The following is a 25,516-nucleotide window of genomic DNA, read 5'->3' as shown; positions in this document are numbered from 1 at the left end:
AGAAAATAAAAATTTAGAAATGGCTAGAGATTTAAAATATACAAGAAATATAGGTATTGCTGCTCACATTGATGCTGGTAAAACAACAACAACAGAGCGTATCCTTTTTTATACCGGTAAGTCACATAAAATTGGTGAGGTGCACGATGGTGCAGCTACAATGGACTGGATGGCACAGGAGCAGGAAAGGGGTATTACAATTACCTCTGCGGCTACTACATGTAGTTGGAACTTTCCTACTAACCAAGGAGTTGCGCTACCTGAAACATTGCCTTACCACTTTAATATTATAGATACCCCGGGACACGTTGACTTTACTGTTGAGGTAAACCGTTCTCTTAGGGTTCTTGATGGTCTTGTTTTCCTTTTTAGTGCTGTTGATGGTGTTGAGCCTCAATCAGAAACTAACTGGAGGCTTGCCGACAATTACAGGGTGCCGCGTATGGGTTTCGTTAATAAAATGGACCGTCAGGGTTCTAACTTTCTTAACGTTTGCCAGCAGGTTAGAGATATGCTTAAATCTAACGCGGTGGCAATAACTTTACCAATTGGTGAAGAAGAAGATTTTAAAGGTGTTGTAGACTTAGTGAAAAATCAGGCTATTATATGGCATGATGCTACTTTGGGTGCTACTTTTGATATCGTGCCTATCCCGGAAGATATGGTAGACGAAGTACGTGAATACCGTGCTGCGCTTATTGAGGCTGTTGCTGATTACGATGAGTCTTTAATGGAGAAATTCTTTGAAGATGAAAACTCAATTACTGAGGATGAAATCAACAATGCTTTAAGAAAAGCTACAATTGATATGTCTATCATACCAATGATATGTGGTTCATCATTTAAAAACAAAGGTGTTCAGTTCATGCTGGATGCAGTTTGTAAATACCTTCCATCTCCAATGGATAAAGAAGGTATTGTGGGTACTAACCCTGATACTGATGAAGAAATACTTCGTAAGCCGGATGTAAAAGAGCCGTTTGCTGCTCTTGCATTCAAGATTGCTACCGATCCTTATGTTGGTCGTTTGGCATTCTTCCGTGCTTATTCTGGTCGTCTTGATGCTGGTTCTTATGTGTTAAACACACGTTCTGGTAACAAAGAAAGGATATCTCGTATTTACCAAATGCATGCTAACAAACAAAACCCGATCGAGTATATTGAGGCAGGTGATATTGGAGCAGCAGTTGGATTTAAAGATATTAAGACAGGAGATACTTTGTGTGAAGAAAAACACCCAATAGTATTAGAAAGTATGGATTTCCCTGCGCCGGTAATTGGTATAGCTATTGAGCCTAAAACAAAAGCTGACGTGGATAAAATGGGTATGGCTTTAGCGAAACTTGCTGAAGAAGATCCAACATTCGTTGTTAAGACTGATGAGGCTTCTGGCCAAACTATTATTTCTGGTATGGGTGAGCTTCACTTAGATATCCTTGTAGATCGTATGAGGAGGGAATTTAAAGTTGAAGTTAACCAGGGTGAGCCCCAGGTAGAGTATAAAGAAGCGTTTACAAGATCGGCTCAACACAGAGAAGTTTACAAAAAACAATCTGGTGGTCGTGGTAAATTTGCCGATATCGTGTTTATAATTGAGCCTGCAGACGAAGGTGTTGTTGGTCTTCAGTTTATAAACAGTGTTAAAGGTGGTAACGTTCCTAAAGAATATATTCCATCTATCGAAAAAGGCTTTAAAGCTGCTATGAAACAAGGTCCTCTTGCAGGATACGAAGTAGATAGCCTAAAAGTTACTTTGTTAGACGGATCTTTCCACCCTGTGGATTCTGATGCTCTTTCTTTTGAGTTAGCTGCTAAAATGGGTTACAAAGAGTCTGGCCGTGCTGCCGGTGCTGTTATCCTTGAGCCGATAATGAAAATGGAAGTTATCACTCCGGAAGAAAACATGGGTGATATAGTAGGTGACCTTAACCGTCGTCGTGGTCAGGTTAATGATATGGGTGACAGAGCTGGTGCTAAAACCATTAAAGCTTTCGTTCCATTATCAGAGATGTTTGGTTATGTAACTACGCTTAGAACACTTTCATCGGGTAGGGCAACTTCTACAATGGAGTTTTCTCACTACTCAGAAACGCCTTCTAATATTTCAGAGGCAGTTATTAAAAAAGCAAAAGGAAACGCTTAATCTAAAAGAAAATGAGTCAAAAAATCAGAATAAAATTAAAATCATACGATCACAGCCTGGTAGACAAATCTGCCGAGAAGATCGTTAAGACTGTAAAAAGTACAGGTGCTGTGGTAACTGGTCCTATTCCTTTACCTACCCACAAAAAGATTTTTACCGTACTGCGTTCTCCGCACGTAAACAAAAAATCAAGGGAGCAGTTTGAAGTTAGCTCATACAAAAGGCTACTTGATATTTATAGTTCTTCTTCTAAAACTATTGATGCCCTAATGAAATTAGAGCTTCCTAGTGGTGTTGAAGTTGAAATAAAAGTCTGAGTTATTTATTTAACTTGTAAGAAAGTCTCCAAAGCGTTTGCTTTGGAGATTTTTTTTATACCTCATGCTGTGTGTTTTTAGAGTAGTAAAAAGGTAGTTTTTAGTTTAGAATTAAAAAAATATCAATTTCTTACAATAATTTTTTTGTAACTGTTTGATAATCTAAATATAATAATTACTTTTGCACCCCTGTTTGGAGTATTCTAGTTATTTCAAATTGAAGGGAATTAATAATTAATAACAATAATTTATGTCTGGGTTAATTGGTAAAAAAATCGGCATGACCAGTATTTTCGATGAAAACGGAAAAAATATTCCGTGTACAGTAATCGAAGCTGGACCATGCGTTGTTACCCAAGTCAGAACCAACGCGGTTGACGGGTATGAAGCGTTACAACTTGGTTTCGATGACAAAGCAGAAAGACATGCTACTAAAGCGGCTGCAGGCCACTTTAAAAAAGCAGGTACAGTTGCTAAGAAAAAAGTCGTTGAATTCCAATTTGAGAACGAGTACAAATTAGGTGATGTTCTCTCTGTAGACGTTTTCACTGAAGGTGAATTCGTAGATGTTCAGGGTGTATCTAAAGGTAAAGGTTTCCAGGGTGTTGTAAAACGCCACGGTTTTGGTGGTGTGGGTCAGGCTACTCACGGTCAGCACAACCGTTTAAGGGCGCCGGGTTCTGTTGGAGCATCATCGTATCCTTCACGTGTATTCAAAGGAATGCGCATGGCAGGAAGAACAGGAGGAGAAAATGTAACAGTACAAAACCTTAGAGTTTTAAAAGTAGTGGCTGATAAGAACCTGCTTGTAGTTAAAGGTGCTATACCTGGACACAAAAACTCTTACGTAATCATTCAGAAGTAATGGAAGTAAAAGTATTAGATATCAACGGAAAAGAAACTGGCAGAACGGTAACCCTTTCTGATTCAGTATTCGCAATTGAGCCTAATAAGCATGCTGTATACCTTGATGTTAAGCAATATCTTGCAAACCAAAGGCAAGGTACCCACAAAGCTAAAGAAAGAGCTGAGGTTACCGGAAGTACACGCAAAATTAAAAAGCAAAAAGGTACCGGTACAGCTCGTGCAGGTAGTATTAAGAACCCTTTGTTTAAAGGTGGAGGTACCATCTTCGGCCCAAGGCCAAGAAGCTACTCTTTCAAACTAAACAAAAATCTTAAACGTTTGGCAAGAAAATCGGCCTTCGCTCTTAAAGCAAAAGAATCAAATTTAGTGGTAGTTGAAAACTTCGATTTCGAAGCTCCAAGCACTAAAAATTTCATTAACTTTTTGAAAGCTTTAGGGTTAGAAAATAAAAAATCTTTAATTGTGTTGGGCGATACAAATAAAAATGTATATTTGTCCTCACGCAATTTAAAGGCTACTAGTGTTGTAACTACTTCAGAATTAAATACTTATGCGATATTAAACGCAAACAGTCTTGTTCTTTTAGAGAGTTCATTAGCAGGAATTGAAGATAATTTAAGCAAATAATAGGCCATGGGTATCATAATTAAACCTATCATTACTGAAAAAATAACTAAAGACGGTGAAGTTTTTAACCGTTTTGGTTTTATTGTTGACAAAAGAGCTAACAAGATACAAATTAAGAATGCTGTTGAGGCTGCTTACAGTGTATCTGTGGTTGAAGTTAACACTATGAATTACAGGGCTGATAGATCGGTTAAATACACTAAGAGTGGTTTAATCACCGGAAAGACTAATGCTTATAAAAAAGCTATCGTTCAGGTTAAAGAAGGAGAAACAATAGATTTTTACAATAATATCTAATAGAGCAACATGTCAGTTAGAAAATTAAAACCTATTACCCCGGGTCAGCGTTTTAGAGTTGTTAATAGCTTTGACACTATTACAACTGATAAGCCGGAGCGTTCATTGATCGCACCGAAAAAAAACTCAGGCGGTAGAAATAGTCAAGGAAAAATGACCATGCGTTATACAGGCGGTGGTCACAAACAAAAGTATCGTATTATTGATTTTAAAAGAACTAAAGCTGGTGTTCCTGCTGTAGTTAAAACTATCGAGTACGATCCAAACCGTTCAGCATTTATTTCCCTATTATTTTATGCTGATGGTGAGAAAACATACATCATTGCACAAAACGGACTTCAGGTTGGTCAAACCGTAACTTCTGGCGTAGATGCTGCTCCGGAAATTGGTAACACCCTTCCTTTAAGTAAAATTCCTCTGGGAACTGTTATATCTTGTATCGAACTACGTCCGGGCCAGGGAGCTGTAATTGCACGTAGTGCAGGTACATTTGCCCAGCTTATGGCGAGGGATGGTAAATATGCTACCATTAAAATGCCTTCAGGTGAAACAAGGTTAATCCTTTTAACTTGTAGTGCAACTATTGGAGCTGTTTCTAACTCAGATCACCAATTAATCGTATCTGGTAAAGCAGGTAGGTCAAGGTGGTTAGGCAGAAGGCCAAGAACGAGACCAGTAGCGATGAACCCTGTAGATCACCCGATGGGTGGTGGTGAAGGACGTTCTTCTGGTGGTCACCCACGTTCAAGAAAAGGTCTTCCGGCTAAAGGTTACAGAACTCGTTCTAAAGTTAACCCGAGTAATAAGTATATCGTAGAACGTAGAAAGAAATAATAAGTAAGATATGGCACGTTCATTAAAGAAAGGACCTTTCGTTCACTATAAATTAGAAAAGAAAGTTCAGGAAAATATCGAGAAAGGTAACAAAGGAGTTGTTAAGACGTGGTCTCGCGCTTCTATGATTACTCCCGATTTTGTTGGACAGACTATCGCAGTACATAACGGGCGTCAATTCGTTCCGGTTTACGTTACAGAGAACATGGTAGGTCATAAATTAGGAGAGTTTTCGCCAACGCGCTCTTTCAGGGGTCACGCTGGTGCTAAAAATAAAGGTAAAAAATAATAGCAATGGGAGTTCGTAAAAGAGAAACTGCAGATGCAAGAAAAGAGGCTAACAAGTCTATTGCCTTTGCTAAGCTAAATAACTGCCCTACTTCACCTCGAAAAATGCGCTTAGTTGCAGATTTAGTAAGGGGCCAAAAGGTAGAATTAGCTCTTAATATATTGAGGTTTAGTACAAAAGAGGCTTCGCGCAAGCTTGAGAAACTGTTGCTTTCTGCTATCAATAACTGGCAGCAAAAAAACAGCGAAGAGAGCTTAGAGAATGCAGGTCTTTTTGTGAAAGAAATAAGAGTAGATGGCGGAATGATGCTAAAAAGGCTTAGGCCAGCACCACAAGGCCGTGCTCACAGAATAAGAAAACGTTCTAACCACGTTACTATCGTGCTTGGAGCTATTAACAATAACACACAAAGCAATTCATAAATGGGACAGAAGACAAATCCAATAGGAAATCGCCTTGGTATCATCAGGGGTTGGGATTCTAACTGGTATGGTGGAAACGATTACGGCGATAAACTTGCCGAAGATCACAAAATCAGGAAATATATCCATGCCCGTTTATCTAAAGCTAGTGTTAGTAAAGTAATAATTGAGAGGACTCTTAAACTTGTAACCGTTACTATTACTACTGCCCGTCCCGGTATCATTATCGGTAAAGGTGGCCAGGAAGTAGACAAGTTAAAAGAAGAACTTAAGAAAATTACTGACAAAGAGGTTCAAATTAACATCTTTGAAATTAAAAGGCCGGAGCTTGATGCTTACTTAGTAGGTACAAGTATTGCCCGTCAGATTGAAAGCCGTATCTCTTACAGGAGGGCTATTAAAATGGCTATTGCCGCTGCTATTCGTATGAATGCTGAAGGTATTAAGGTAATGATCTCAGGCCGTTTGAACGGTGCCGAAATGGCGCGTTCTGAAATGTTCAAAGAAGGTAGGATTCCTCTATCAACTTTCAGGGCGGACATTGATTATGCACTTGCCGAGGCTCACACTACTTATGGTAGGATGGGTATTAAGGTGTGGATAATGAAAGGTGAAGTTTATGGAAAAAGAGATCTTTCTCCGTTAGTAGGTATGGATAAAAAACAATCTAAATCTGCAGGATCTCAAGACCGTAATGACAGGCCACAAGGCGGAAGGCCAGGTGGCAGGCCAAACGGTGATAGACCTAACAGCCAACAACGCAAAAGAAAGTAATTATTTTAAACTAAAGAAAAATGTTACAGCCTAAAAGAACAAAATACCGTAAGGTACAGAAGGGTAAGATGAAAGGCGTGTCTCAAAGAGGTCACGAACTTTCAAATGGTATGTTTGGTATAAAATCTTTAGATTCGTCTTTTATCACTTCCCGTCAAATCGAGGCTGCCCGTATCGCGGCAACCCGTTTTATGAAAAGGGAGGGTCAATTGTGGATTAAAATTTTCCCGGATAAACCGATAACCAAAAAACCTTTAGAGGTACGTATGGGTAAAGGTAAAGGTGCAGTTGAATTTTGGGCTGCCGTTGTTAAACCAGGACGAATTATGTTTGAAGTAGGAGGAGTTCCTTTGTCTGTAGCTAAAGAGGCATTACGCCTTGCTGCACAAAAACTTCCTGTTAAAACTAAGTTTATTGTTGCCAGAGATTTCGAAGCATAATCCAAATTTATTATGAAACAATCAGACATTAAAGATCTATCTGCAGCTGAGTTACAAGGTAAACTTGGTGAGTTACAGAAAACATATGCCGACCTAAAATCAGCTCACGCCATTACTCCAATAGAGAATCCTCTACAGATAAGGTCCCTAAGAAGGTCTATCGCACGAGTGGCCACTGAGCTAAGCAAAAGAGAGTTACAATAATTGTAGTCTGCTGAAAGATGGAAGAAAAAAGAAATTTAAGAAAAGAACGTATAGGTGTTGTTACTGGTAACAAAATGGAGAAATCAATTGTGGTTTCTCAAACTACTAAAGTTAAACACCCATTATATGGTAAGTTCGTACTAAAAACTAAAAAGTTTGTAGCACACGACGAAAAGAACGACTGTAACATTGGTGATACAGTAAAGATCATGGAAACACGACCTTTAAGTAAAACAAAATGTTGGAGGTTAGTTGAAATCATTGAAAGAGCGAAGTAATTATGGTACAACAGGAATCTAGACTAAAAGTAGCAGATAACACGGGAGCTAAAGAAGTTTTAACTATCCGTGTATTAGGAGGAACGAAAAGACGTTATGCCTCTGTTGGAGATAAAATTGTGGTATCTATTAAAGATGCAACACCTAACGGTAACGTTAAAAAAGGTGCTGTTTCTACCGCAGTTGTTGTACGTACCAAAAAAGAAGTGAGAAGAGCCGACGGTTCATACATCAGGTTTGACGATAACGCTTGCGTATTGTTAAATGCTGCTGGTGAAATGAGGGGAACTCGTGTTTTTGGTCCTGTAGCAAGGGAACTTCGTGAAAAACAATTCATGAAAATTGTATCATTAGCACCTGAAGTGCTTTAATTGTTAAAAAGATGATAAAGCTAAAAATAAAATCAGGAGACACTGTAAGGGTAATTGCTGGCGACCATAAAGGTAGCGAAGGTAAAGTACTACGTGTGCTTCGTGAAAAAAACAAAGCGGTCGTAGAAGGCGTTAACATGGTGTCAAAACACACTAAACCAAGCGCTAAAAACCCTCAGGGTGGTATCGTTAAGAAAGAGGCTCCTATCCATATTTCTAACATTGCACTTGTAGACCTTAAATCTAAGGAAACTACAAAAACAGGTGTTAGGAAAGAAGGAGATAAGAACGTGAGATTTTCAAAAAAATCTAATCAAGTATTATAGAGATGGCTTATATACCAAGACTAAAAGAAGAATATAACAGCAGGGTTATCTCTGCTCTTAAAGAAGAGTTCGGTTACAAAAATGTAATGCAGGTTCCTAAACTTGAAAAAATCATTTTAAGCCGTGGCGTTGGTGCAGCTGTATCTGATAAGAAACTTATCGATTATGCCGTAGACGAGTTAACAAAAATTACCGGCCAAAAAGCGGTTTCTACCATATCTAAAAAAGACGTTGCGTCTTTCAAACTTAGAAAAGGTATGCCAATTGGTGCTAAAGTAACACTTCGTGGTGAGAGGATGTATGAATTCTTAGACAGGCTGGTAACCTCTGCGTTGCCACGTGTAAGGGATTTTAGCGGAATTAAAGCTACAGGTTTTGACGGAAGAGGTAACTATAACCTGGGTGTAACTGAACAAATCATTTTCCCTGAAATTGATATTGATAAAGTTAACAAAATATCAGGAATGGATATTACCTTTGTAACATCTGCACAAACAGATAAAGAAGCAAAATCACTATTAGCAGAATTAGGTTTACCTTTTAAAAAGAATTAAGTTATGGCTAAAGAATCAATGAAAGCCCGCGAGGTAAAAAGGCAGGCAATGGTAGAAAAATATGCTGAGAAAAGGAAGGCTTTATTAGAAGCCGGAGATTACGAAGGATTACAAAAACTACCTAAAAATGCTTCACCAGTACGTTTACACAACCGTTGTAAACTTACAGGTAGGCCAAGAGGATATATGCGCCAGTTTGGTATCTCACGTGTTACTTTCCGTGAAATGGCAAACAACGGTCTTATCCCGGGTGTTAAAAAAGCCAGCTGGTAAAATAAAAGAATTATAAATTGGTTTCAGGTTCGGTCTTAAGAGTTAAGACCGAAAACCGTAACCGCAAATTAATACAAATGTATACAGATCCTATTGCCGATTTTCTTACAAGGATTAGAAATGCTGTAAGGGCTAACCACAAAGTGGTTGAAATTCCTGCATCAAACCTTAAAAAAGAGATCACTAAGATTTTATTCGATCAGGGATATATCTTAAGCTACAAATTTGATGACAATGCTGTACAAGGCACCATCAAAATCGCTCTTAAGTATGATAAAGAAACTAAAGAGAGTGTAATTAAAGATATCCAAAGAATTAGTAAACCGGGTTTACGTAAATATGCAGGTGCATCTAACCTACCAAGAATCCTTAACGGATTAGGTATTGCTATCGTTTCTACATCAAAAGGCTTGATGACAGGAAAACAGGCAAAACAACAAAATGTTGGTGGAGAGGTAATTTGCTACGTATACTAATAACAAAGACTTAGTACCATGTCAAGAATAGGTAAAAATCCAGTAGCAATACCAGCCGGCGTAACTGTAGAGGTTAACGGTAACATTGTTACTGTAAAAGGTAAAAAAGGCCAATTAACTCAGGAATTTTCAGATGTATCTGTAAAAATCGAGGATGGCCAGGTTTTAGTAGAGAGATTTTCTGATCATAAAGACGAAAGATCTAAACACGGTTTATACAGGTCTCTTATCAATAACATGATAATTGGCGTATCTGAAGGATTTACAAAACAATTAGAGCTTGTAGGTGTAGGTTACAGGGCGTCTAACCAGGGTCAAAAACTGGATATGGCACTTGGTTTCTCTCACAATATAGTTTTAGAAGTTGTATCTGAAGTTACAGTAGAAACTATATCGGAAAAAGGAAAGAACCCAATTATAAAATTAACATCGTTTGATAAACAACTTTTAGGGCAGGTAGCGGCCAAGATCAGAGGATTCCGCAAGCCAGAGCCTTACAAAGGAAAAGGTGTTAAATTTGTAGGTGAAGTATTAAGGAGAAAAGCAGGTAAATCAGCTTAATAATTAAAAGATCATGTCATTAAACAAATCTGAAAGAAGACAAAGAATTAAGTTCAGGATCAGAAAGATTGTAAGCGGAACTGCAACTCAGCCAAGACTTTCTGTTTTCAGGAGCAATAAAGAAATCTATGCACAAATCATAGACGACGTAAACGGTGTAACTTTGGCCTCTGCTTCATCAAGAGAAGCAGGCATCACTAAAGGTACTAACATAGAAACAGCTGCTTCAGTTGGTAAACTTATCGCTGAAAAAGCTTTACAGGCAGGTATAGAATCTATCACTTTTGACAGGGGTGGATACCTTTACCACGGACGTGTTAAATCATTAGCTGAAGGCGCAAGAGAAGCCGGGCTTAAATTCTAAGAAAAATTATGTATCATAATTATAAAAACGTAGAACTTGTAAAACCAAGCGGTCTTGAACTTAAAGATCGTTTGGTAAGTGTAAATCGTGTTACTAAAGTTACAAAAGGTGGTAGGGCTTTCGGCTTTTCTGCAATTGTAGTTGTAGGAGATGAGAATGGTGTAGTAGGTCATGGACTTGGTAAATCTAAAGATGTATCTGAAGCTATTGCTAAAGCGGTGGAAGATGCTAAGAAAAACCTTGTAAAGATCCCTCTATCTGGTCAGTCTGTGCCGCATGAGCAAAAAGGTAAATTTGGTGGTGCACGTGTACTGCTAATGCCGGCTTCTCACGGTACCGGTGTAATTGCCGGTGGTGCTGTACGTTCTGTACTTGAGTCTGTAGGTATACATGATGTATTATCTAAATCTCAGGGTTCATCTAACCCTCACAACGTTGTTAAAGCTACTTTTGATGCCCTTCTTCAAATGAGGAGCGCTGCAACTGTTGCAAAACAAAGAGGTGTTTCTTTAGAAAAAGTATTTAAAGGTTAATCCAAAGGAAATCATGGGAAAAATTATAGTAAAACAAGTTAAGAGTAAAATCAACTGCCCTCAAACGCAAAAGCTGACTCTTGAGTCTTTAGGCCTTCGCAAAATGGGTCAGGTTGTTGAGCACGATGCAACTCCAGCTATCCTTGGAATGGTAAATAAAGTTAAACACTTAGTTTCTGTAGAAGAAACTAACTAACAATAACAGGAAATGGATTTAAGTAACTTACAACCTGCTGAAGGTTCGGTTCACAATAAAAACAAAAGATTAGGCAGGGGCGAAGGTTCTGGCAAAGGAGGCACAGCTTCTCGTGGCCACAAAGGAGCTAAATCGCGTTCTGGTTACTCTAAGAAGATAGGTTTTGAAGGTGGCCAGATGCCACTTCAAAGACGTGTTCCTAAGTTTGGTTTTAAAAACATCAATCGTAAAGAATACGAAGGAGTAAACCTTGATACACTTCAGGCTCTTGTAGATAACGGCATCGTTACAGATACTGTAGATTTTACAGTGTTTGTAGAGAATCGCCTGGCTACGAAAAATGAACAGGTTAAGATTTTAGGAAGAGGAGAGCTAAAGGCAAAACTAAAAGTAACTGCCCACAAATTTACTGCTACTGCTAAAGCTGCTATAGAGGCTGCTGGTGGAGAGGCTGTGAGTTTAAGTTTATAATCCCTATAGCCTTATGAAGAAATTTTTAGAAGCATTTGTCAATGTCTGGAAAATAGAAGAACTAAAAAACAGAATTTTAGTTACTTTAGGTTTATTGCTTGTGTACCGTTTTGGTGCACACGTTACCCTTCCTGGTATTGATGCTACAGGGCTAACAAATTTATCTAAACAAACCCAAGGTGGTATAGGCTGGCTTATCGATGTATTTACAGGTGGTGCGTTCTCGCAGGCATCTGTATTTGCATTGGGTATTATGCCCTACATTTCTGCATCTATCGTAGTACAATTAATGGGTATTGCGGTGCCTTACCTGCAAAAATTGCAGAAAGAAGGAGAGAGCGGAAGGAAAAAGCTAAACCAAATTACCCGTTGGCTAACTATTGCCATAACACTGGTACAAGGTCCTGGTTATATTTATAACCTTTACAGAACTTTACCTGGTGAGGCGTTCCTATTACCATCTGACTCGTTTCCATTCTTATTCTCATCTGTAGTGATACTTACAACCGGCACCATATTTGCTATGTGGCTTGGAGAAAAAATTACAGATAAGGGTATTGGTAACGGTATATCATTATTAATCCTTGTGGGTATTATCGCAAGAATGCCACAAGCGTTTATACAGGAGTTTACTTCTGTTGTAACAGAAAACAATGGAGGCCCGTTACAACTGCTTCTTGAAATTGTAGTTTGGTTATTTATTATTATTGCATGTATCTTAATGATCATGGCCGTAAGAAAAATACCTGTGCAATACGCAAGGCGCACCGCTTCTGGCGACTTTGAGCAGGACATGTTTGGCGGCAACAGGCAATGGATACCGTTAAAGCTTAATGCTTCGGGGGTTATGCCAATTATCTTTGCCCAGGCAATTATGTTTATTCCTGCTGCACTGGCAGGGCTTTCTAAGTCTGATGCGGCCCAAACCATCACAACAAGTTTTCAAAATGTGTTTGGTTTAGCCTACAATGTGGTTTTTGCGTTATTAATTATAATTTTTACGTACTTTTACACCGCGATTACGGTGCCTACTAACAAAATGGCTGATGACCTTAAGAGGAGTGGCGGATTTATACCGGGTGTAAGGCCAGGTGTGGAGACAGGCGATTACCTTGATAGAATAATGTCATTGATTACGTTCCCCGGTTCGTTATTTTTAGCACTTATTGCTGTGTTCCCGGCAGTTGTGGTAAGTTTTGGGGTTCAATCTCAGTGGGCGTTGTTTTATGGTGGTACATCACTGTTAATTATGGTTGGGGTTGCAATCGATACCATTCAGCAGATAAATTCTTATTTACTGAATAGGCATTATGACGGTTTGATGAAAAGTGGTAAGAATAGAAAAGCAGTAGCTTAACAATTTTTATGGCAAAACAATCAGCAATAGAACAAGACGGATCAATAATTGAGGCATTATCCAATGCCATGTTTCGTGTAGAATTAGAGAACGGGCATGTGGTAATTGCTCATATTTCAGGAAAAATGCGTATGCACTACATCAAGCTTTTGCCTGGTGATAAAGTAAAACTGGAAATGAGCCCTTATGATTTGTCTAAAGCAAGAATTACTTATAGATACTAATAGCTATTAATAATGAAAGTAAGAGCATCAGTTAAAAAAAGAAGTGCCGAGTGCAAGATAGTGCGCAGGAAAGGCAGATTATATGTTATTAACAAAAAGAATCCTAGATTTAAACAAAGACAAGGATAATTATGGCAAGAATTGCAGGGGTAGACATACCTAAAAACAAACGAGGAGTTATTGCTTTAACCTATATTTTTGGTATTGGTAATAGCAGAGCTAAAGAAATTTTAGAGAAAGCTCAGGTTAGCGAAGATAAAAAAGTTCAGGAATGGAACGATGACGAGATCAGCGCTATTCGTGAGGCTGTTTCTTACTTCAAGATAGAAGGTGAGCTTCGTTCAGAAATATCATTAAACATCAAACGTTTAATGGATATTGGCTGCTACAGGGGCATACGCCACAGAGCTGGTCTTCCACTTAGGGGCCAACGCACCAAGAACAACTCAAGGACAAGAAAAGGTAAGAGAAAAACTGTTGCTAACAAGAAAAAAGCAACTAAATAATAAGTAGCAATGGCTAAAGCGAATACAAAAAAACGTAAAGTTATAGTAGAATCTACTGGCGAGGCTCACATTAGCGCAACCTTTAATAACATAATCATTTCTTTAACCAACAAGAAAGGTGAAGTTATTTCATGGTCTTCAGCAGGTAAAATGGGCTTTAGGGGTTCTAAAAAGAACACTCCTTATGCAGCCCAGATGGCAGCCGAAGATTGCAGCAAAGTAGCTATTGAGGCTGGTTTGAAGAAAGTAAAAGTTTACGTTAAAGGCCCGGGTAATGGCAGGGAATCTGCTATCAGGTCTTTACACAATGGAGGAATTGAAGTTACAGAGATCATCGATGTAACACCGATGCCACACAATGGCTGTCGCCCTCCTAAGAGAAGAAGAGTTTAATTTATAGTATAATTCGAATAGGATTAAGGGTTATCGGAGGATACTAAGACCTGAATTCATAACCCCCTGTTCATTAATTTTTAGAAATGGCAAGATATACTGGTCCACAAACAAAAATCGCCCGTAAATTTGGTGAGGCGATCTTCGGAGATGACAAATCTTTCGATAAAAGAAATTACCCTCCTGGGCAACATGGTTTAGCCAAAAAAAGGGGTAAAAAATCTGAATATGCTGTTCAGTTAATGGAGAAGCAAAAAGCTAAGTACTCTTATGGTATCCTTGAAAAACAATTCAGGAACCTGTATGAAAAAGCCGCTGCCACTAAAGGCGTTACCGGTGAAGTACTTTTACAGCTTTGTGAAGCGAGATTAGACAACGTGGTATTTAGGATGGGTATTGCACCTTCTCGCAGGGCTGCAAGGCAAATTGTAGGCCACAGGCATATTACAGTAAACGGCGAGTTAGTAAACATCCCGTCTTACCACCTTAAACCCGGCGATAAAGTGGCTGTTCGTGAAAAATCAAAATCTATTGATGTTATAGAGCAATCTTTATCAAATTCTTCTCGTGTATACGAGTGGATTACCTGGAATAACGATACTAAAGAAGGTACTTTTGTTAGTGTACCTGCAAGGATCCAGATACCGGAAAATATCAAAGAACAACTAATCGTTGAGTTGTATAACAAATAATAATTGACATTAGTCGAAATATGGCAATATTTAATTTTCAGAAGCCCGATAAAGTTATCATGATCGATTCTACGGATTTTCAGGGGAAATTTGAGTTCCGTCCCCTGGAGCCCGGATATGGATTGACCGTTGGTAACGCACTTAGAAGAGTTTTGCTTTCTTCATTAGAAGGTTATGCAATTACTTCAGTTCGCATTGAAGGAGTAGACCATGAGTTCTCCACAATACCGGGGGTTGTTGAAGATGTTACAGAAATAATCCTGAACCTTAAACAGGTTCGTTTTAAACGCCAGATAGAAGATATCGACAACGAAAGTGTATCTGTATCTTTTACAGGAAAAGACCAGCTTACAGCAGGTGATTTCCAAAAGTTTATTTCAGGATTCCAGGTGCTTAACCCGGATCTTGTTATCTGCAACATGGACAGCAAAATCAACGTTAACCTTGAGCTTACTATCGAGAAAGGTAGGGGTTACGTTCCTGCAGAAGAGAACAAGAAGCAAAACGCAGCTATAGGGACTATTTTTACAGATTCTATCTTTACACCGGTAAAGAATGTAAAATATACAATAGAAAACTTCCGTGTGGAGCAAAAAACAGATTACGAAAAACTGGTTTTTGAGATCATTACAGATGGTTCTATTCATCCTAAAGAAGCGCTTACTGAGGCAGCAAAAACACTGATACACCACTTTATGCTGTTCTCTGATGAAAGAATAACACTTGAGGCCGATGAAATTGCACAAACAGAATCTTATGACGAAGAGTCGCTTCATATGAGGCAGCTTCTTAAAACCAAACTGGTTGACATGGATCTTTCTGTAAGGGCATTAAATTGTTTAAAAGCGGCTGAAGTTGATACATTAGGAGATCTGGTATCGTTTAATAAAAACGACTTAATGAAATTCCGTAATTTTGGTAAAAAATCATTGACTGAGCTTGATGAACTTGTTGCCTCTAAGAACTTACACTTTGGAATGGATTTAACGAAATACAAATTAGATAAAGAATAATCCGTACCGCAAAGGTTTAGGTTTAAATTACAATCAGCAATGAGACACGGAAAAAAAGTAAATCATTTAAGCAGGCAGTCTGGGCATAGGAAACTTATGCTGGCTAACATGGCCTGTTCTCTTATAGAGCACAAGCGTATTAATACGACTGTGGCTAAAGCTAAAGCGCTTAAACAATATATTGAGCCTTTAGTTACAAAATCTAAAGAAGACACTACGCACAACAGGCGTATTGTATTCGCTAACCTTCGCGATAAATATGCAGTTACAGAACTTTTTAGGGAAGTAGCAGCTAAAGTTGGCGATCGTCCGGGTGGTTATACCCGTATCATTAAGCTTGGTAACCGTTTAGGTGACAACGCTGATATGGCGATGATTGAACTTGTAGATTTTAACGAACTGTACAACGCTACTAAAAAAGAAGCTAAGAAAACTACCCGTCGTAGCCGTTCTGCTAAAAAAGCTGATGCTGCTCCTGTGGCCGAAGCTCCTGCAGCTACTGAAGCGCCAGCTGTTGATACAGACGAAAATAAAGAAGCTACTGAATAATCATGGAAAAATGATTTTTCAATACTAAAAAAAGGATAAACTGTATAGTTTGTCCTTTTTTTTTGCAAACCTTAATCGTTTTAGACTAAGGTAAATGCAAAAATACCCCTGTGTTTTTAGTATCACGATTTTTTAAAGTAAATTTGCACCGCACAACAACAAACAATATAAATGAAATATACTAACAGGAACAAGGCAATACTCCTTTTGGCAGACGGTACTATTTTTTATGGCAAATCTATAGGCATAGAGGGTACTGTTTTTGGAGAAGTTTGTTTTAATACCGGTATGACGGGCTATCAGGAAATTTTTACCGATCCTTCATACTTTGGCCAGATAATGGTAGCGTCTAACGCGCATATTGGCAACTACGGTACTAATGAAGAAGAAGTAGAGGCCGATAAAATAATGATATCGGGTCTTGTTTGTAAAAATTTTAGTTTTAATCACAGTAGGGTAAACTCTACAGAAGGGCTTAAACAATACTTTGAAGAGCAAAACCTTGTAGCTATATCTGATGTTGATACAAGGGCTTTAGTAAGCTATATCAGGGAAAATGGCGCCATGAACGCGGCTATTTGTACTGAGGAGTGCGACATCGAAGCGCTTAAAACACGCCTTGCTGCTGTGCCGGACATGAAAGGCCTTGAACTTTCATCTAAAGTATCTACTACAGAGCCTTATTTTGTAGGTAATCCTGAAGCAAAATATAAAATCTCTGCGCTCGATCTTGGTATTAAAAAGAACATCCTGCGCAATATGGCAAAAAGGGACTGCTACATTAAAGTGTTTCCTTATGATGCGACTTACGATGAGCTTAAAGGCTTTAACCCTGACGGATATTTCCTTTCTAACGGCCCCGGCGACCCCGATCCGCTTTTAGTCGCTCAGGAAACTGCCCGTCAGATATTAGATAAAAATGAGCCTGTTTTTGGTATATGCCTTGGCCACCAGGTACTGGCCCTTGCCAATGGCATACCAACTTATAAAATGTTTAACGGCCACAGGGGTATTAACCACCCCGTTAAAAACCTGCTTACAGGCGAAGGAGAAATTACATCGCAAAACCACGGTTTTGCTGTAAACAGGGAAGCGCTGGAAAAACATCCTGATTTTGAAATTACACACGTTCATGTTAACGATGGTACTGTTGCAGGTATGCGCATGAAAAATAAGAATTGTTTTTCTGTACAATACCACCCAGAAGCCAGCCCGGGCCCGCATGACGCCTCTTACCTTTTTGACCAGTTTATTACAAACATAGAAAAGGGTAAACACAGCAATTAAAAATTATAGAAGAAAATAAACCAAAAAAACAATTATGAGCATAATTATTAAAGTACACGCCAGGCAAATTCTGGATTCTCGCGGAAACCCTACAGTTGAAGTAGATGTTATTACAGAAAACGGCGTTTTAGGCAGGGCTGCGGTACCATCTGGAGCTTCTACCGGAGAACATGAAGCTGTTGAGCTTCGTGATGGTGGTAAAGCTTACATGGGCAAAGGTGTTTTAAAAGCTGTTGAAAACGTAAATACTACATTAGCTGCCGAGATAGTGGGTATGTCAGTTTTCGAGCAAAATGCTATTGATAAAGCAATGATAGACGTTGATGGTACACCTAACAAATCGAAACTGGGTGCTAACGCTATCCTTGGCGTATCTTTAGCAGTTGCTAAGGCTGCTGCTAACGAGCTTGGCATGCCACTTTACCGTTACGTAGGTGGTGTATCAGGAAACACGCTTCCTGTTCCGATGATGAACATCATTAACGGTGGTTCGCACTCTGATGCGCCTATCGCTTTCCAGGAATTTATGATCTTCCCTGTAAAAGCTACAAGTTTTACACATGCTATGCAAATAGGTACAGAGGTTTTTCATAACCTTAAAAAAGTACTTCATGACCGTGGCCTAAGTACAGCTGTGGGCGACGAAGGTGGTTTTGCACCTAACTTAGCCGGTGGTACAGAGGATGCTCTTGATACTATTAAACTTGCTGTAGAAAAAGCGGGTTATACTTTTGGTGGTGATGTTAAGATAGCTCTTGACTGTGCTGCTTCTGAGTTTTTTGTAGACGGTAAATACGACTATACTAAATTTGAAGGCGAGACGGGTAAAATCAGGACTTCTAAAGAGCAGGCTGAATACCTTGCTGAACTTGCATCTAAATACCCAATTATCTCTATTGAAGACGGTATGCAGGAAAATGACTGGGATGGCTGGAAATACCTTACTGAACTTATTGGCGATAAAACGCAATTAGTGGGTGACGATTTATTTGTTACTAACGTTGAGCGTCTTGCTAAGGGTATCGATTTAGGTATTGCTAATTCTATACTTATTAAAGTTAACCAGATTGGTACGCTTACCGAGACTATTTCTGCAGTAAACATGGCGCATAATGCTGGTTATACATCAGTAATGTCACATCGTTCTGGAGAGACTGAAGATAACACTATTGCCGATCTTGCTGTGGCGCTTAACTGTGGCCAGATCAAAACAGGTTCTGCTTCTCGTAGCGACCGTATGGCAAAATACAACCAATTGCTTAGGATTGAGGAAGAGCTTGGCGAAATTGCTTACTTCCCTGGTGAAAAAGCATTCAAAATCAAAAAATAATTTTCCTGGTATTTCAGGTTATAAGGCTGTCCAATTCGGGCAGCCTTTTTTTGTTGGATGGAGTTTACAATTGTTGAATTTTCTGAAATCATAGCTATAGATTATCAATTTATTATCGAATTCTAAATAATAGGCTTCAAATTCTAAACAGCACGTTATATATATGTTGGTATAACCTATTTTTGTGTTGATTAAGAAACTCTTTATGAAGCTTTTAAAATGGTTGCCGGTTTTGATGGTTTTTGTATGTTGGCCGGCTTTATCGCAAAATAAAGTACTGGACAGCCTTAATAATCAGTTTAATAAGGCAACTACTGCTAAAGAAAAGGCAGGGCTGTTAAATTTAATAGCCGGAGAATATGAAAGCGATCCGGCCAGCATGATGCAATTTGCAAAGAAAGGGCTGGCATTTGCACAAAAAAATAAACTTAAAGAACAGGAAGCCGATGCATGGCTTAATATTGGCAATGCCAATGTGCTGCTTAGTAAATATACGGATGCTTTAAAAAGTTTTACTCGCTCTCAGGATATTTATGAAGGTATTTTAAAAGTGCCTGCAAACAAAAAAAATAAAGAAATGATTGTGGGTCTTGCCAATGCCTATGGAAGTATTGGTGTGGTATGCTCTGAGCAAAATAACTATCCTAAAGCACTCGAATATTATTTTAAGGCCCTTAAGCTTTATACGGGTATAAATAGCGAGCATGTAGTTGCCTTTATTAATAACAATATTGGTATTGTTTATGAATCGCAAAAGGAGTATGATAAGGCATTGCAGTACTTTAATAAGGCACTTATTATTCAGGAAAAATTGGGCGATGAAACTACCGCTGTTACTGTTACAAACATTGGGAATATTTACTTTCATAAAAATAACGAGGCAAAGGCATTAGAGCTTTATAAAGAAGCCGAGAAACAGTTAATTGCATTTAATAACAAAAGGGGTCTTACTAACCTGTATAATAACCTGGGGGATTTTTATAAGAGGCAAAACAACTTTGCCGATGCCGAACGTTATTATCTTGATGCACTAAACATTATCAGGTCTACCGGAGAGAAATTTGGAGAATCGGTTTCATTATTAAATCTTGGTGTTTTGTATGGCCAGCAAAAAAAACGCCAAGCTGTTGAGTATCTTACACAATCCAGCAATTTAGCTAAAGAAATAGGCGTATTAAAGCAGGTTGAACAATCGGAAAAGGCATTGAGTGAGTATTATGAAAATATAGGTAATACCACAGAGGCTTTAGAACATTATAAAAAATATACCGATGTTAAGGATGAAATAGTTAACGGCGAAAATGTTAAGAACCTTATCAGGGAAGAAATCAACTATGAGTTTGAGCGTAAAGCCAGCCTGCAAAAGCTTGAAGATGAAAAGAAACAGGCTTTGTATACCGAAGAATCTAAAAGGCATAAACAACAAATGCTTTTTTTAGGGATTTTTGTTTTGTTGATTTTTGGTATTACTTTTTCTCTTTTCAGCAGGCTACAGCTTAAAAAAAGACTAACATTGCAACGCGACCTTGCTGAATACGAGCAAAAAGCTCTTCACCTTCAAATGAACCCGCATTTTGTGTTTAACTGCCTGGGGTCTATATCCAGTTTTATTGTTCAAAATGGTACCGATTCGGCTATAAAATACCTCTCTAAATTTAGTAAACTAATGAGGCTTACGCTTGAGTATTCTAAAGAATCGCTTATACCTATAGATCGCGAAATAGAAGGGCTTCAAAACTATTTAGAACTTGAGCAGCTCCGGTTTAACCGTGTTTTTGAGTTTAGTATTACAAAGGATCCAAATATAGAAGATGATATGGGTATACCTCCGTTGTTATTGCAGCCTTTTGTAGAAAATGCTATAATACATGGCATAGTCCCTAAAAAAGAAAATGGTACCATAAGCGTTGATTTTTCGCTTGATGGCGAAAAACTTGTATGTACTGTTACTGACGATGGAATTGGAATTGACCAGTCCCGGAAAAATAAGGAAAAGTCGGTTACAGTACATAAATCCATGGCGTTGGAAATTACCCGTAAAAGGCTGGAAGTTATACAGGCTGTAACATCTAAAACAGCGCAGGTAGAAATAAAAGAAATTAAAGATACACAAGGACGTGTAACGGGAACCCGAATTGTGCTAAATTTGCCAATACAATACGCTACTAATTAACATGATAACAGCTTTACTAATAGATGATGACAGCAACCTGAGGGCCGGTATGAAGGGGCTTTTGGAAATGTATGCCCCCAATATAAAGATACTGGGAGAGGCAGATAGCGTAAAAGCCGGTATTATTGCAATAGCAGAATATAAGCCTGATGTTGTTTTTTTAGATATACAATTAGGTGATGGTACCGGGTTTGATATTTTAGAGCAACTGACACAAATGCACGGTAAACTTACAAGTCATGTGGTGTTTATAACGGCGCACGAAGAGTATGCAGTAAAAGCGTTTCGTTTTAGCGCACTTGACTATCTGCTAAAACCTGTAGACCCGGAAGATTTGCGTAAAGTAGTAGAGAAAATAACCAAAGTGCTGGCCAATAATGATAGTTATGCACACATAGACCTTTTGCTTGAAAATATTAGGAAAAAGGTAGATAAGTTTAAGCGTATTGCCCTTTCAACATCAGATGGGATACACCTTTTTGAAGTTAGCGATATTATTCGTTTAGAGTCGCAGGATAATTATACTAAATTTTATATTAAAGATAATAAGCCGGTGCTTATAGCCAAGACCCTTAAGGAGTATGAAGACCTGCTTTCAGAACAGGGTTTTGAGCGTATACACCAGTCTCACCTCATAAATTTGGCCTATTTAAGGTCGTATATAAAAAAAGATGGTGGTTATGCAGTAATGGCAGATAATAGCCACCTGCCCATATCTCAGAGAAAGCGCGAAAGATTGCAGGATTTATTACGATCGTTATAACGAATTCTAAGTGAAACCTGCCAAATTCTAATCCGTTTAACATTTATGCCATATAATTATATAGATTTGAAGTTTTTAATCAGGAGGATATTTACTATGAAAACTACCATGTTTTGCTTCTTTTTATTGTTTACTGCTTTAGCGGGAGCACAGGTTATAAGTATCCCTGATGCAGCTTTTAAGGCTGCCCTCCTTTCAGCTACTACTAATAATGATATTGCAAGGGATAACGATGGCGATTCTATCATTATAGATGTTAATGGTGATGGTAATATCCAGCAAAGTGAGGCGCTAATGGTATTTAAACTTAAAGTAGAGAATGAAGGCATTGCATCATTAGCAGGCGTTGAATATTTTTACAATCTTCATGAATTAGAATGCAACGAGAACCAGCTTACAGTATTAAACGTTGCAGGATTAAATTACCTTGAAGCGGTTGAATGTGCTGATAATCAAATTATAGAGTTGGATTTTTCTGCTAACCCAATGCTAACGGAGTTAATATGTAATGACAATAACCTTACTTATATCGGACTGAAAAATGGTGCCGCTCATTCGTCTGGTACCAATGGAGTGAATGAATGGGGTAATAATCCTGACCTTGAATTTGTTTGCATAGACGATTTTGAGGTAGCTGCAATTACTACAATTCTCGCTGCAAGCGGACTTACAGATGTAAATGCTAACCAGTATTGCAGTTTTACCCCTGGTGGAGGTTACAACACTATTACCGGGAATATTATTTTTGATGGTGATAACGATGGTTGTGATACTGATGATGTCCCGCAAAGCTTTATTAAAATAGTATCTACTAATGGGGTGCAATCGTGCGCAACATTTACCAGTTTAACAGGTAGCTATGATATTTATACCCCTCAGGGTGTTTATGCTATAACGCCACAATTTGAAAATAACTTTTTTACCGCTACACCTGTGTCTGCTACCTCCATATTCACTGGTTTGGGTGCAACAGATATAAAAAACTTTTGTGTTACAGCGAATACCTATTCTGCCGATGTAGAGGTTGTTATGGTGCCTGTTGTACCGGCAACATCCGGGGGTAGTGCTGTTTATAAAATCGTGTATAAAAATAAAGGTTCAGTACAGGTTTCGGGTGCAGTTAGCTGTACTTGGAATACCCAATTGTTTAGTAGTGTTTACACAGCACCTACCGCAAATTATGCAGGTCCATCTGTTTACTCATGGAATTTTACCGACCTAAAGCCTTTTGAGAACAGGGAGATAGTAATTTACCTGGATGTAAACGGATCAACCGATAATCCGCCGGTAAACACTGGCGATGTAATTAATTTTACTGCGCTTGCAGCTGTTAATAGTACCGATGTTTTGCCGGGCGATAACAACTTTGTGTACCATCAAACGGTGCCAGCTATGGTAAACCCTAATAATATTATGTGTGTAGAAGGTAATACGCAGCCTGCTACGGCAATTGGCAATTATTTACACTATGGTGTCAACTTTAAAAATACAGGCACTGAGACAGCTCAGAATGTTGTGATTACACACGACTTAAATCCTGACTATTTTGATATTAATACGCTCGAACTGTTAAATAGCTCTGAAGAAGTAACGGCAACAACGGCGAATAACACAATAACTTTTTTATTGAGGAATGTTAATTTAGCGGCAGACGGGGGAGGTAATATATTGTTTAAAGTTAAAACTAAAACAAGCCTGCAATCGGGAATGTCGGTTTCAAATCAGGCGAGGATATTTTACGATTACAAATTGCCTGTTGAAACTAACGAGACAAATACTGTGTTTGGGGTATTAAGCACAGGCGATTTTGAAATTGATAACTCAGTTATAATATACCCTAACCCTACGAGCGGCATCATTAAATTGGATGCAGATAGTAACCTGCAATCTATAGAATTGTATGATGTACAGGGCAGGCTGCTGCAAACTGCAATTATAAATGATGTTACAGCTACTGTAGATATTTCTACAAGGGCTACGGGAATGTATTTCTTAAAAGTAACAACTGCTAAAGGTGTTAAGGTTGAAAAAATTATGAAAAAGTAAGATTATAAAATTGAATGGAAAGCCGCACATTGTGCGGCTTTTTTATGCTTTAATGTTAAAACGCAAAAGTTTAGTTAGGGATTTTAATGTTTAAATGTTTAACGAATGCAAGGCCATGCATTAACTATAGAGACATAATCTAATTAACAATTATGAAAAAAACCTTACTTTACTTAACACTTTTAGTTGCCGGAACATTACAAGCCCAAACAGTTAATATACCTGATCCAACCTTTAAAGATAGGCTACTTAACCCTCTAACTTACAGCACAGCGATTGACGTAAACGGTAACCCTATGATTGTTGATGCTAACAATGATGGGGAAATTCAGTTAAGCGAAGCACTTGAGGTTTATGAACTTTCGCTTGGCGACGCATGGACCATTGCAGATCTTACAGGAATAGAATATTTTACAAATTTAAGAGTTTTCAATTTTTCTTATAATCAGGTTGTAAGTGTGGATTTATCTATGCTTTCTTTTTTAGAAGCTCTTCATTGCAACAACAATAACTTAACAAGTATAAATATTACAGGCCTAACTAACCTAAAAAATTTCTATTGCTTTAACAACAATCTTTCTGAGTTAGACTTTAGTGGTATCTCTGCGCTCGAAGTTTTTTGGTGTTATAATAACGATATTACCTCTCTTACTTTACAAAATTTACCTGCATTGCAAACGGTACAGGCGGATAACAATGCTCTAACAGAGATAACGTTGTCAAATTTGCCATCAATTAATCTATTAGATGTTAGTCACAATAACCTTACTACCTTAGATCTTAGTAATGTTCCTGGAACATTTGAATTGCCTGCAAACAATAATGTGAATTTAGAATACATAAATCTTAAAAACGGTTTCGGGACAATTTATCCCGGCGTTGCTAATACGGCACTACAATTTGCATGTGTAGATAGCGACGAAGTAGAGTATTATCTTGATTTTTTGGGATACTATAATTTACCCAACCTTATAATAAGTTCGTACTGCAACTTTACACCGGGTGGTAATTTTAATACCATTACGGGTACCGTTAGTTTTGATTTTGATAATGATGGCTGCGACGACCAGGACTATTTACCGGATTTCGTAAAAGTAACTTCTGATGATGGTACTAACACCGGTGCAAATTTTACCAATGCTTTAGGCCAATACAGCCTTTACACGCAAAGCGGTGCTATAAACGTGGCCGCAATAATAGATAATGATTATTTTACCGTAACACCTGCTACAGCAGTAGTAAATTTTGCTACGGCTGATAATTTGGAAGTGGTACAAAATTTTTGTGTTACAGCTAATGGCGTACATCCAGATGTTGAAGTTGTTATTGCTCCCTTAGGTATGGCCCAGCCTGGCTTTGATGCCGAGTATAAAATTATTTATAAGAACAAAGGCAACCAGGTACTTAATGGTAATCTAAACCTTGTTTACATAGATTCGGTTATAGATTATGTAACATCTGTTCCTGCTACAGATGCTCAAAGCGCAAACAATTTATCGTGGAACTTTACTGGTTTACTTCCTTTTGAAACAAGAGAAATAATACTAACCTTAAACCTGAATGGGC

The 25,516-nt window shown here is 38.3% G+C and carries 36 protein-coding genes; all 36 read left to right on the top strand.

Annotated features, from left to right (window positions below; translation table 11 throughout):
- Positions 1-19 precede the first annotated feature (19 nt).
- Positions 20-2,143 (top strand): elongation factor G, encoded by a 2,124-nt coding sequence (gene fusA / locus FMM05_RS02980; RefSeq protein WP_143371863.1) that lies wholly within the window; start codon positions 20-22, stop codon positions 2,141-2,143.
- 11 nt (positions 2,144-2,154) lie between these two features.
- On the top strand, positions 2,155-2,460 hold the full coding sequence (gene rpsJ, locus FMM05_RS02975) for a 30S ribosomal protein S10 (RefSeq protein ID WP_020213633.1): 306 nt from the start codon (positions 2,155-2,157) through the stop codon (positions 2,458-2,460).
- Positions 2,461-2,710: 250 nt separating this feature from the next.
- Positions 2,711-3,325 (top strand): 50S ribosomal protein L3, encoded by a 615-nt coding sequence (gene rplC / locus FMM05_RS02970; RefSeq protein WP_143371862.1) that lies wholly within the window; start codon positions 2,711-2,713, stop codon positions 3,323-3,325.
- Positions 3,325-3,954: a 50S ribosomal protein L4 gene (gene rplD / locus FMM05_RS02965; protein ID WP_143371861.1), complete on the top strand. Its 630-nt coding sequence runs from the start codon at positions 3,325-3,327 to the stop codon at positions 3,952-3,954. Before rplC ends, rplD begins: the two co-directional genes overlap by 1 nt.
- 6 nt (positions 3,955-3,960) lie before the next feature.
- Positions 3,961-4,251, top strand: a complete 291-nt coding sequence (gene rplW, locus FMM05_RS02960) for a 50S ribosomal protein L23 (RefSeq protein ID WP_143371860.1) — start codon at positions 3,961-3,963, stop codon at positions 4,249-4,251.
- A 9-nt stretch (positions 4,252-4,260) separates the two neighbouring features.
- Positions 4,261-5,085, top strand: coding sequence for a 50S ribosomal protein L2 (gene rplB, locus FMM05_RS02955; protein WP_143371859.1), 825 nt, complete (start codon positions 4,261-4,263; stop codon positions 5,083-5,085).
- A gap of 10 nt (positions 5,086-5,095) precedes the next feature.
- Positions 5,096-5,374: a 30S ribosomal protein S19 gene (gene rpsS / locus FMM05_RS02950; protein WP_020213638.1), complete on the top strand. Its 279-nt coding sequence runs from the start codon at positions 5,096-5,098 to the stop codon at positions 5,372-5,374.
- Positions 5,375-5,379: 5 nt separating this feature from the next.
- Positions 5,380-5,796 (top strand): 50S ribosomal protein L22, encoded by a 417-nt coding sequence (gene rplV / locus FMM05_RS02945; RefSeq protein ID WP_143371858.1) that lies wholly within the window; start codon positions 5,380-5,382, stop codon positions 5,794-5,796.
- Positions 5,797-6,570 (top strand): 30S ribosomal protein S3, encoded by a 774-nt coding sequence (gene rpsC / locus FMM05_RS02940; RefSeq protein WP_143371857.1) that lies wholly within the window; start codon positions 5,797-5,799, stop codon positions 6,568-6,570.
- Between the two features lie 20 nt (positions 6,571-6,590).
- A complete protein-coding gene (rplP, locus tag FMM05_RS02935; protein WP_128388599.1) occupies positions 6,591-7,010 on the top strand; it encodes a 50S ribosomal protein L16 in 420 nt (139 codons plus the stop codon).
- A gap of 12 nt (positions 7,011-7,022) precedes the next feature.
- Entirely contained in the window at positions 7,023-7,214 is a 192-nt protein-coding gene (gene rpmC / locus FMM05_RS02930; protein ID WP_143371856.1) for a 50S ribosomal protein L29, read from the top strand.
- A 17-nt stretch (positions 7,215-7,231) separates the two neighbouring features.
- Positions 7,232-7,492 carry a 30S ribosomal protein S17 gene (gene rpsQ, locus FMM05_RS02925; RefSeq protein ID WP_143371855.1) on the top strand — a complete coding sequence of 87 codons (261 nt, stop codon included), beginning with the start codon at positions 7,232-7,234 and terminating at the stop codon, positions 7,490-7,492.
- Between the two features lie 2 nt (positions 7,493-7,494).
- The gene (gene rplN, locus FMM05_RS02920) at positions 7,495-7,863 is read left to right on the top strand and encodes a 50S ribosomal protein L14 (RefSeq protein ID WP_007803649.1); all 369 of its coding nucleotides are present in this window, start codon (positions 7,495-7,497) and stop codon (positions 7,861-7,863) included.
- A gap of 11 nt (positions 7,864-7,874) precedes the next feature.
- Positions 7,875-8,189 carry a 50S ribosomal protein L24 gene (rplX, locus tag FMM05_RS02915; protein WP_143371854.1) on the top strand — a complete coding sequence of 105 codons (315 nt, stop codon included), beginning with the start codon at positions 7,875-7,877 and terminating at the stop codon, positions 8,187-8,189.
- A gap of 2 nt (positions 8,190-8,191) precedes the next feature.
- The gene (rplE, locus tag FMM05_RS02910) at positions 8,192-8,743 is read left to right on the top strand and encodes a 50S ribosomal protein L5 (RefSeq protein ID WP_143371853.1); all 552 of its coding nucleotides are present in this window, start codon (positions 8,192-8,194) and stop codon (positions 8,741-8,743) included.
- 3 nt (positions 8,744-8,746) lie between these two features.
- The gene (rpsN, locus tag FMM05_RS02905; protein ID WP_026990849.1) at positions 8,747-9,016 is read left to right on the top strand and encodes a 30S ribosomal protein S14; all 270 of its coding nucleotides are present in this window, start codon (positions 8,747-8,749) and stop codon (positions 9,014-9,016) included.
- A gap of 77 nt (positions 9,017-9,093) precedes the next feature.
- On the top strand, positions 9,094-9,492 hold the full coding sequence (rpsH, locus tag FMM05_RS02900) for a 30S ribosomal protein S8 (RefSeq protein WP_143371852.1): 399 nt from the start codon (positions 9,094-9,096) through the stop codon (positions 9,490-9,492).
- Between the two features lie 18 nt (positions 9,493-9,510).
- Complete coding sequence (gene rplF / locus FMM05_RS02895) at positions 9,511-10,053, top strand: 50S ribosomal protein L6 (protein ID WP_143371851.1); 543 nt, start codon at positions 9,511-9,513, stop codon at positions 10,051-10,053.
- A 13-nt stretch (positions 10,054-10,066) separates the two neighbouring features.
- Positions 10,067-10,417 (top strand): 50S ribosomal protein L18, encoded by a 351-nt coding sequence (gene rplR / locus FMM05_RS02890; protein ID WP_143371850.1) that lies wholly within the window; start codon positions 10,067-10,069, stop codon positions 10,415-10,417.
- An 8-nt stretch (positions 10,418-10,425) separates the two neighbouring features.
- The gene (rpsE, locus tag FMM05_RS02885) at positions 10,426-10,950 is read left to right on the top strand and encodes a 30S ribosomal protein S5 (protein WP_143371849.1); all 525 of its coding nucleotides are present in this window, start codon (positions 10,426-10,428) and stop codon (positions 10,948-10,950) included.
- Between the two features lie 13 nt (positions 10,951-10,963).
- Positions 10,964-11,146: a 50S ribosomal protein L30 gene (gene rpmD / locus FMM05_RS02880; protein ID WP_143371848.1), complete on the top strand. Its 183-nt coding sequence runs from the start codon at positions 10,964-10,966 to the stop codon at positions 11,144-11,146.
- 12 nt (positions 11,147-11,158) lie between these two features.
- A complete protein-coding gene (rplO, locus tag FMM05_RS02875) occupies positions 11,159-11,617 on the top strand; it encodes a 50S ribosomal protein L15 (RefSeq protein ID WP_026990855.1) in 459 nt (152 codons plus the stop codon).
- 13 nt (positions 11,618-11,630) lie between these two features.
- The gene (gene secY, locus FMM05_RS02870) at positions 11,631-12,974 is read left to right on the top strand and encodes a preprotein translocase subunit SecY (protein WP_143371847.1); all 1,344 of its coding nucleotides are present in this window, start codon (positions 11,631-11,633) and stop codon (positions 12,972-12,974) included.
- Between the two features lie 8 nt (positions 12,975-12,982).
- Positions 12,983-13,198, top strand: coding sequence for a translation initiation factor IF-1 (infA, locus tag FMM05_RS02865; protein WP_026714631.1), 216 nt, complete (start codon positions 12,983-12,985; stop codon positions 13,196-13,198).
- 12 nt (positions 13,199-13,210) lie between these two features.
- Complete coding sequence (gene ykgO / locus FMM05_RS02860; RefSeq protein WP_073370549.1) at positions 13,211-13,327, top strand: type B 50S ribosomal protein L36; 117 nt, start codon at positions 13,211-13,213, stop codon at positions 13,325-13,327.
- Positions 13,328-13,329: 2 nt separating this feature from the next.
- Positions 13,330-13,704 carry a 30S ribosomal protein S13 gene (gene rpsM / locus FMM05_RS02855; protein WP_143371846.1) on the top strand — a complete coding sequence of 125 codons (375 nt, stop codon included), beginning with the start codon at positions 13,330-13,332 and terminating at the stop codon, positions 13,702-13,704.
- A gap of 9 nt (positions 13,705-13,713) precedes the next feature.
- Positions 13,714-14,097 (top strand): 30S ribosomal protein S11, encoded by a 384-nt coding sequence (rpsK, locus tag FMM05_RS02850; protein WP_026990858.1) that lies wholly within the window; start codon positions 13,714-13,716, stop codon positions 14,095-14,097.
- A gap of 86 nt (positions 14,098-14,183) precedes the next feature.
- Positions 14,184-14,789 (top strand): 30S ribosomal protein S4, encoded by a 606-nt coding sequence (rpsD, locus tag FMM05_RS02845; RefSeq protein ID WP_143371845.1) that lies wholly within the window; start codon positions 14,184-14,186, stop codon positions 14,787-14,789.
- A gap of 20 nt (positions 14,790-14,809) precedes the next feature.
- Complete coding sequence (locus tag FMM05_RS02840) at positions 14,810-15,802, top strand: DNA-directed RNA polymerase subunit alpha (protein WP_143371844.1); 993 nt, start codon at positions 14,810-14,812, stop codon at positions 15,800-15,802.
- Between the two features lie 39 nt (positions 15,803-15,841).
- On the top strand, positions 15,842-16,351 hold the full coding sequence (rplQ, locus tag FMM05_RS02835) for a 50S ribosomal protein L17 (protein WP_143371843.1): 510 nt from the start codon (positions 15,842-15,844) through the stop codon (positions 16,349-16,351).
- A 171-nt stretch (positions 16,352-16,522) separates the two neighbouring features.
- Positions 16,523-17,638, top strand: a complete 1,116-nt coding sequence (gene carA, locus FMM05_RS02830; protein WP_143371842.1) for a glutamine-hydrolyzing carbamoyl-phosphate synthase small subunit — start codon at positions 16,523-16,525, stop codon at positions 17,636-17,638.
- A 34-nt stretch (positions 17,639-17,672) separates the two neighbouring features.
- Positions 17,673-18,968: a phosphopyruvate hydratase gene (eno, locus tag FMM05_RS02825; RefSeq protein ID WP_143371841.1), complete on the top strand. Its 1,296-nt coding sequence runs from the start codon at positions 17,673-17,675 to the stop codon at positions 18,966-18,968.
- Between the two features lie 205 nt (positions 18,969-19,173).
- On the top strand, positions 19,174-21,141 hold the full coding sequence (locus FMM05_RS02820) for a tetratricopeptide repeat protein (protein ID WP_143371840.1): 1,968 nt from the start codon (positions 19,174-19,176) through the stop codon (positions 21,139-21,141).
- A gap of 1 nt (position 21,142) precedes the next feature.
- Positions 21,143-21,904 carry a LytR/AlgR family response regulator transcription factor gene (locus FMM05_RS02815; protein ID WP_143371839.1) on the top strand — a complete coding sequence of 254 codons (762 nt, stop codon included), beginning with the start codon at positions 21,143-21,145 and terminating at the stop codon, positions 21,902-21,904.
- 66 nt (positions 21,905-21,970) lie between these two features.
- Positions 21,971-23,950: a T9SS type A sorting domain-containing protein gene (locus FMM05_RS02810; RefSeq protein ID WP_185965495.1), complete on the top strand. Its 1,980-nt coding sequence runs from the start codon at positions 21,971-21,973 to the stop codon at positions 23,948-23,950.
- 152 nt (positions 23,951-24,102) lie between these two features.
- A partial coding sequence (locus FMM05_RS02805) for a leucine-rich repeat domain-containing protein (protein WP_394345142.1) occupies positions 24,103-25,516 on the top strand: 1,414 nt, incomplete at its 3' end.

The sequence above is a fragment of the Flavobacterium zepuense genome, from assembly GCF_007097145.1.
Taxonomy (GTDB): Bacteria; Bacteroidota; Bacteroidia; order Flavobacteriales; family Flavobacteriaceae; genus Flavobacterium; species Flavobacterium zepuense.
This window is presented reverse-complemented; position numbering and strand designations above follow the sequence as displayed.

Excerpts from the sequence above, each read along its gene's own strand:
- fusA (WP_143371863.1), top strand. The coding sequence starts at position 20 with ATGGCTAGAGATTTAAAATATACAAGAAATATAGGTATTGCTGCTCAC.
- rpsJ (WP_020213633.1), top strand. The coding sequence starts at position 2,155 with ATGAGTCAAAAAATCAGAATAAAATTAAAATCATACGATCACAGCCTG.
- rplC (WP_143371862.1), top strand. The coding sequence starts at position 2,711 with ATGTCTGGGTTAATTGGTAAAAAAATCGGCATGACCAGTATTTTCGAT.
- rplD (WP_143371861.1), top strand. The coding sequence starts at position 3,325 with ATGGAAGTAAAAGTATTAGATATCAACGGAAAAGAAACTGGCAGAACG.
- rplW (WP_143371860.1), top strand. The coding sequence starts at position 3,961 with ATGGGTATCATAATTAAACCTATCATTACTGAAAAAATAACTAAAGAC.
- rplB (WP_143371859.1), top strand. The coding sequence starts at position 4,261 with ATGTCAGTTAGAAAATTAAAACCTATTACCCCGGGTCAGCGTTTTAGA.
- rpsS (WP_020213638.1), top strand. The coding sequence starts at position 5,096 with ATGGCACGTTCATTAAAGAAAGGACCTTTCGTTCACTATAAATTAGAA.
- rplV (WP_143371858.1), top strand. The coding sequence starts at position 5,380 with ATGGGAGTTCGTAAAAGAGAAACTGCAGATGCAAGAAAAGAGGCTAAC.
- rpsC (WP_143371857.1), top strand. The coding sequence starts at position 5,797 with ATGGGACAGAAGACAAATCCAATAGGAAATCGCCTTGGTATCATCAGG.
- rplP (WP_128388599.1), top strand. The coding sequence starts at position 6,591 with ATGTTACAGCCTAAAAGAACAAAATACCGTAAGGTACAGAAGGGTAAG.
- rpmC (WP_143371856.1), top strand. The coding sequence starts at position 7,023 with ATGAAACAATCAGACATTAAAGATCTATCTGCAGCTGAGTTACAAGGT.
- rpsQ (WP_143371855.1), top strand. The coding sequence starts at position 7,232 with ATGGAAGAAAAAAGAAATTTAAGAAAAGAACGTATAGGTGTTGTTACT.
- rplN (WP_007803649.1), top strand. The coding sequence starts at position 7,495 with ATGGTACAACAGGAATCTAGACTAAAAGTAGCAGATAACACGGGAGCT.
- rplX (WP_143371854.1), top strand. The coding sequence starts at position 7,875 with ATGATAAAGCTAAAAATAAAATCAGGAGACACTGTAAGGGTAATTGCT.
- rplE (WP_143371853.1), top strand. The coding sequence starts at position 8,192 with ATGGCTTATATACCAAGACTAAAAGAAGAATATAACAGCAGGGTTATC.
- rpsN (WP_026990849.1), top strand. The coding sequence starts at position 8,747 with ATGGCTAAAGAATCAATGAAAGCCCGCGAGGTAAAAAGGCAGGCAATG.
- rpsH (WP_143371852.1), top strand. The coding sequence starts at position 9,094 with ATGTATACAGATCCTATTGCCGATTTTCTTACAAGGATTAGAAATGCT.
- rplF (WP_143371851.1), top strand. The coding sequence starts at position 9,511 with ATGTCAAGAATAGGTAAAAATCCAGTAGCAATACCAGCCGGCGTAACT.
- rplR (WP_143371850.1), top strand. The coding sequence starts at position 10,067 with ATGTCATTAAACAAATCTGAAAGAAGACAAAGAATTAAGTTCAGGATC.
- rpsE (WP_143371849.1), top strand. The coding sequence starts at position 10,426 with ATGTATCATAATTATAAAAACGTAGAACTTGTAAAACCAAGCGGTCTT.
- rpmD (WP_143371848.1), top strand. The coding sequence starts at position 10,964 with ATGGGAAAAATTATAGTAAAACAAGTTAAGAGTAAAATCAACTGCCCT.
- rplO (WP_026990855.1), top strand. The coding sequence starts at position 11,159 with ATGGATTTAAGTAACTTACAACCTGCTGAAGGTTCGGTTCACAATAAA.
- secY (WP_143371847.1), top strand. The coding sequence starts at position 11,631 with ATGAAGAAATTTTTAGAAGCATTTGTCAATGTCTGGAAAATAGAAGAA.
- infA (WP_026714631.1), top strand. The coding sequence starts at position 12,983 with ATGGCAAAACAATCAGCAATAGAACAAGACGGATCAATAATTGAGGCA.
- ykgO (WP_073370549.1), top strand. The coding sequence starts at position 13,211 with ATGAAAGTAAGAGCATCAGTTAAAAAAAGAAGTGCCGAGTGCAAGATA.
- rpsM (WP_143371846.1), top strand. The coding sequence starts at position 13,330 with ATGGCAAGAATTGCAGGGGTAGACATACCTAAAAACAAACGAGGAGTT.
- rpsK (WP_026990858.1), top strand. The coding sequence starts at position 13,714 with ATGGCTAAAGCGAATACAAAAAAACGTAAAGTTATAGTAGAATCTACT.
- rpsD (WP_143371845.1), top strand. The coding sequence starts at position 14,184 with ATGGCAAGATATACTGGTCCACAAACAAAAATCGCCCGTAAATTTGGT.
- FMM05_RS02840 (WP_143371844.1), top strand. The coding sequence starts at position 14,810 with ATGGCAATATTTAATTTTCAGAAGCCCGATAAAGTTATCATGATCGAT.
- rplQ (WP_143371843.1), top strand. The coding sequence starts at position 15,842 with ATGAGACACGGAAAAAAAGTAAATCATTTAAGCAGGCAGTCTGGGCAT.
- carA (WP_143371842.1), top strand. The coding sequence starts at position 16,523 with ATGAAATATACTAACAGGAACAAGGCAATACTCCTTTTGGCAGACGGT.
- eno (WP_143371841.1), top strand. The coding sequence starts at position 17,673 with ATGAGCATAATTATTAAAGTACACGCCAGGCAAATTCTGGATTCTCGC.
- FMM05_RS02820 (WP_143371840.1), top strand. The coding sequence starts at position 19,174 with ATGAAGCTTTTAAAATGGTTGCCGGTTTTGATGGTTTTTGTATGTTGG.
- FMM05_RS02815 (WP_143371839.1), top strand. The coding sequence starts at position 21,143 with ATGATAACAGCTTTACTAATAGATGATGACAGCAACCTGAGGGCCGGT.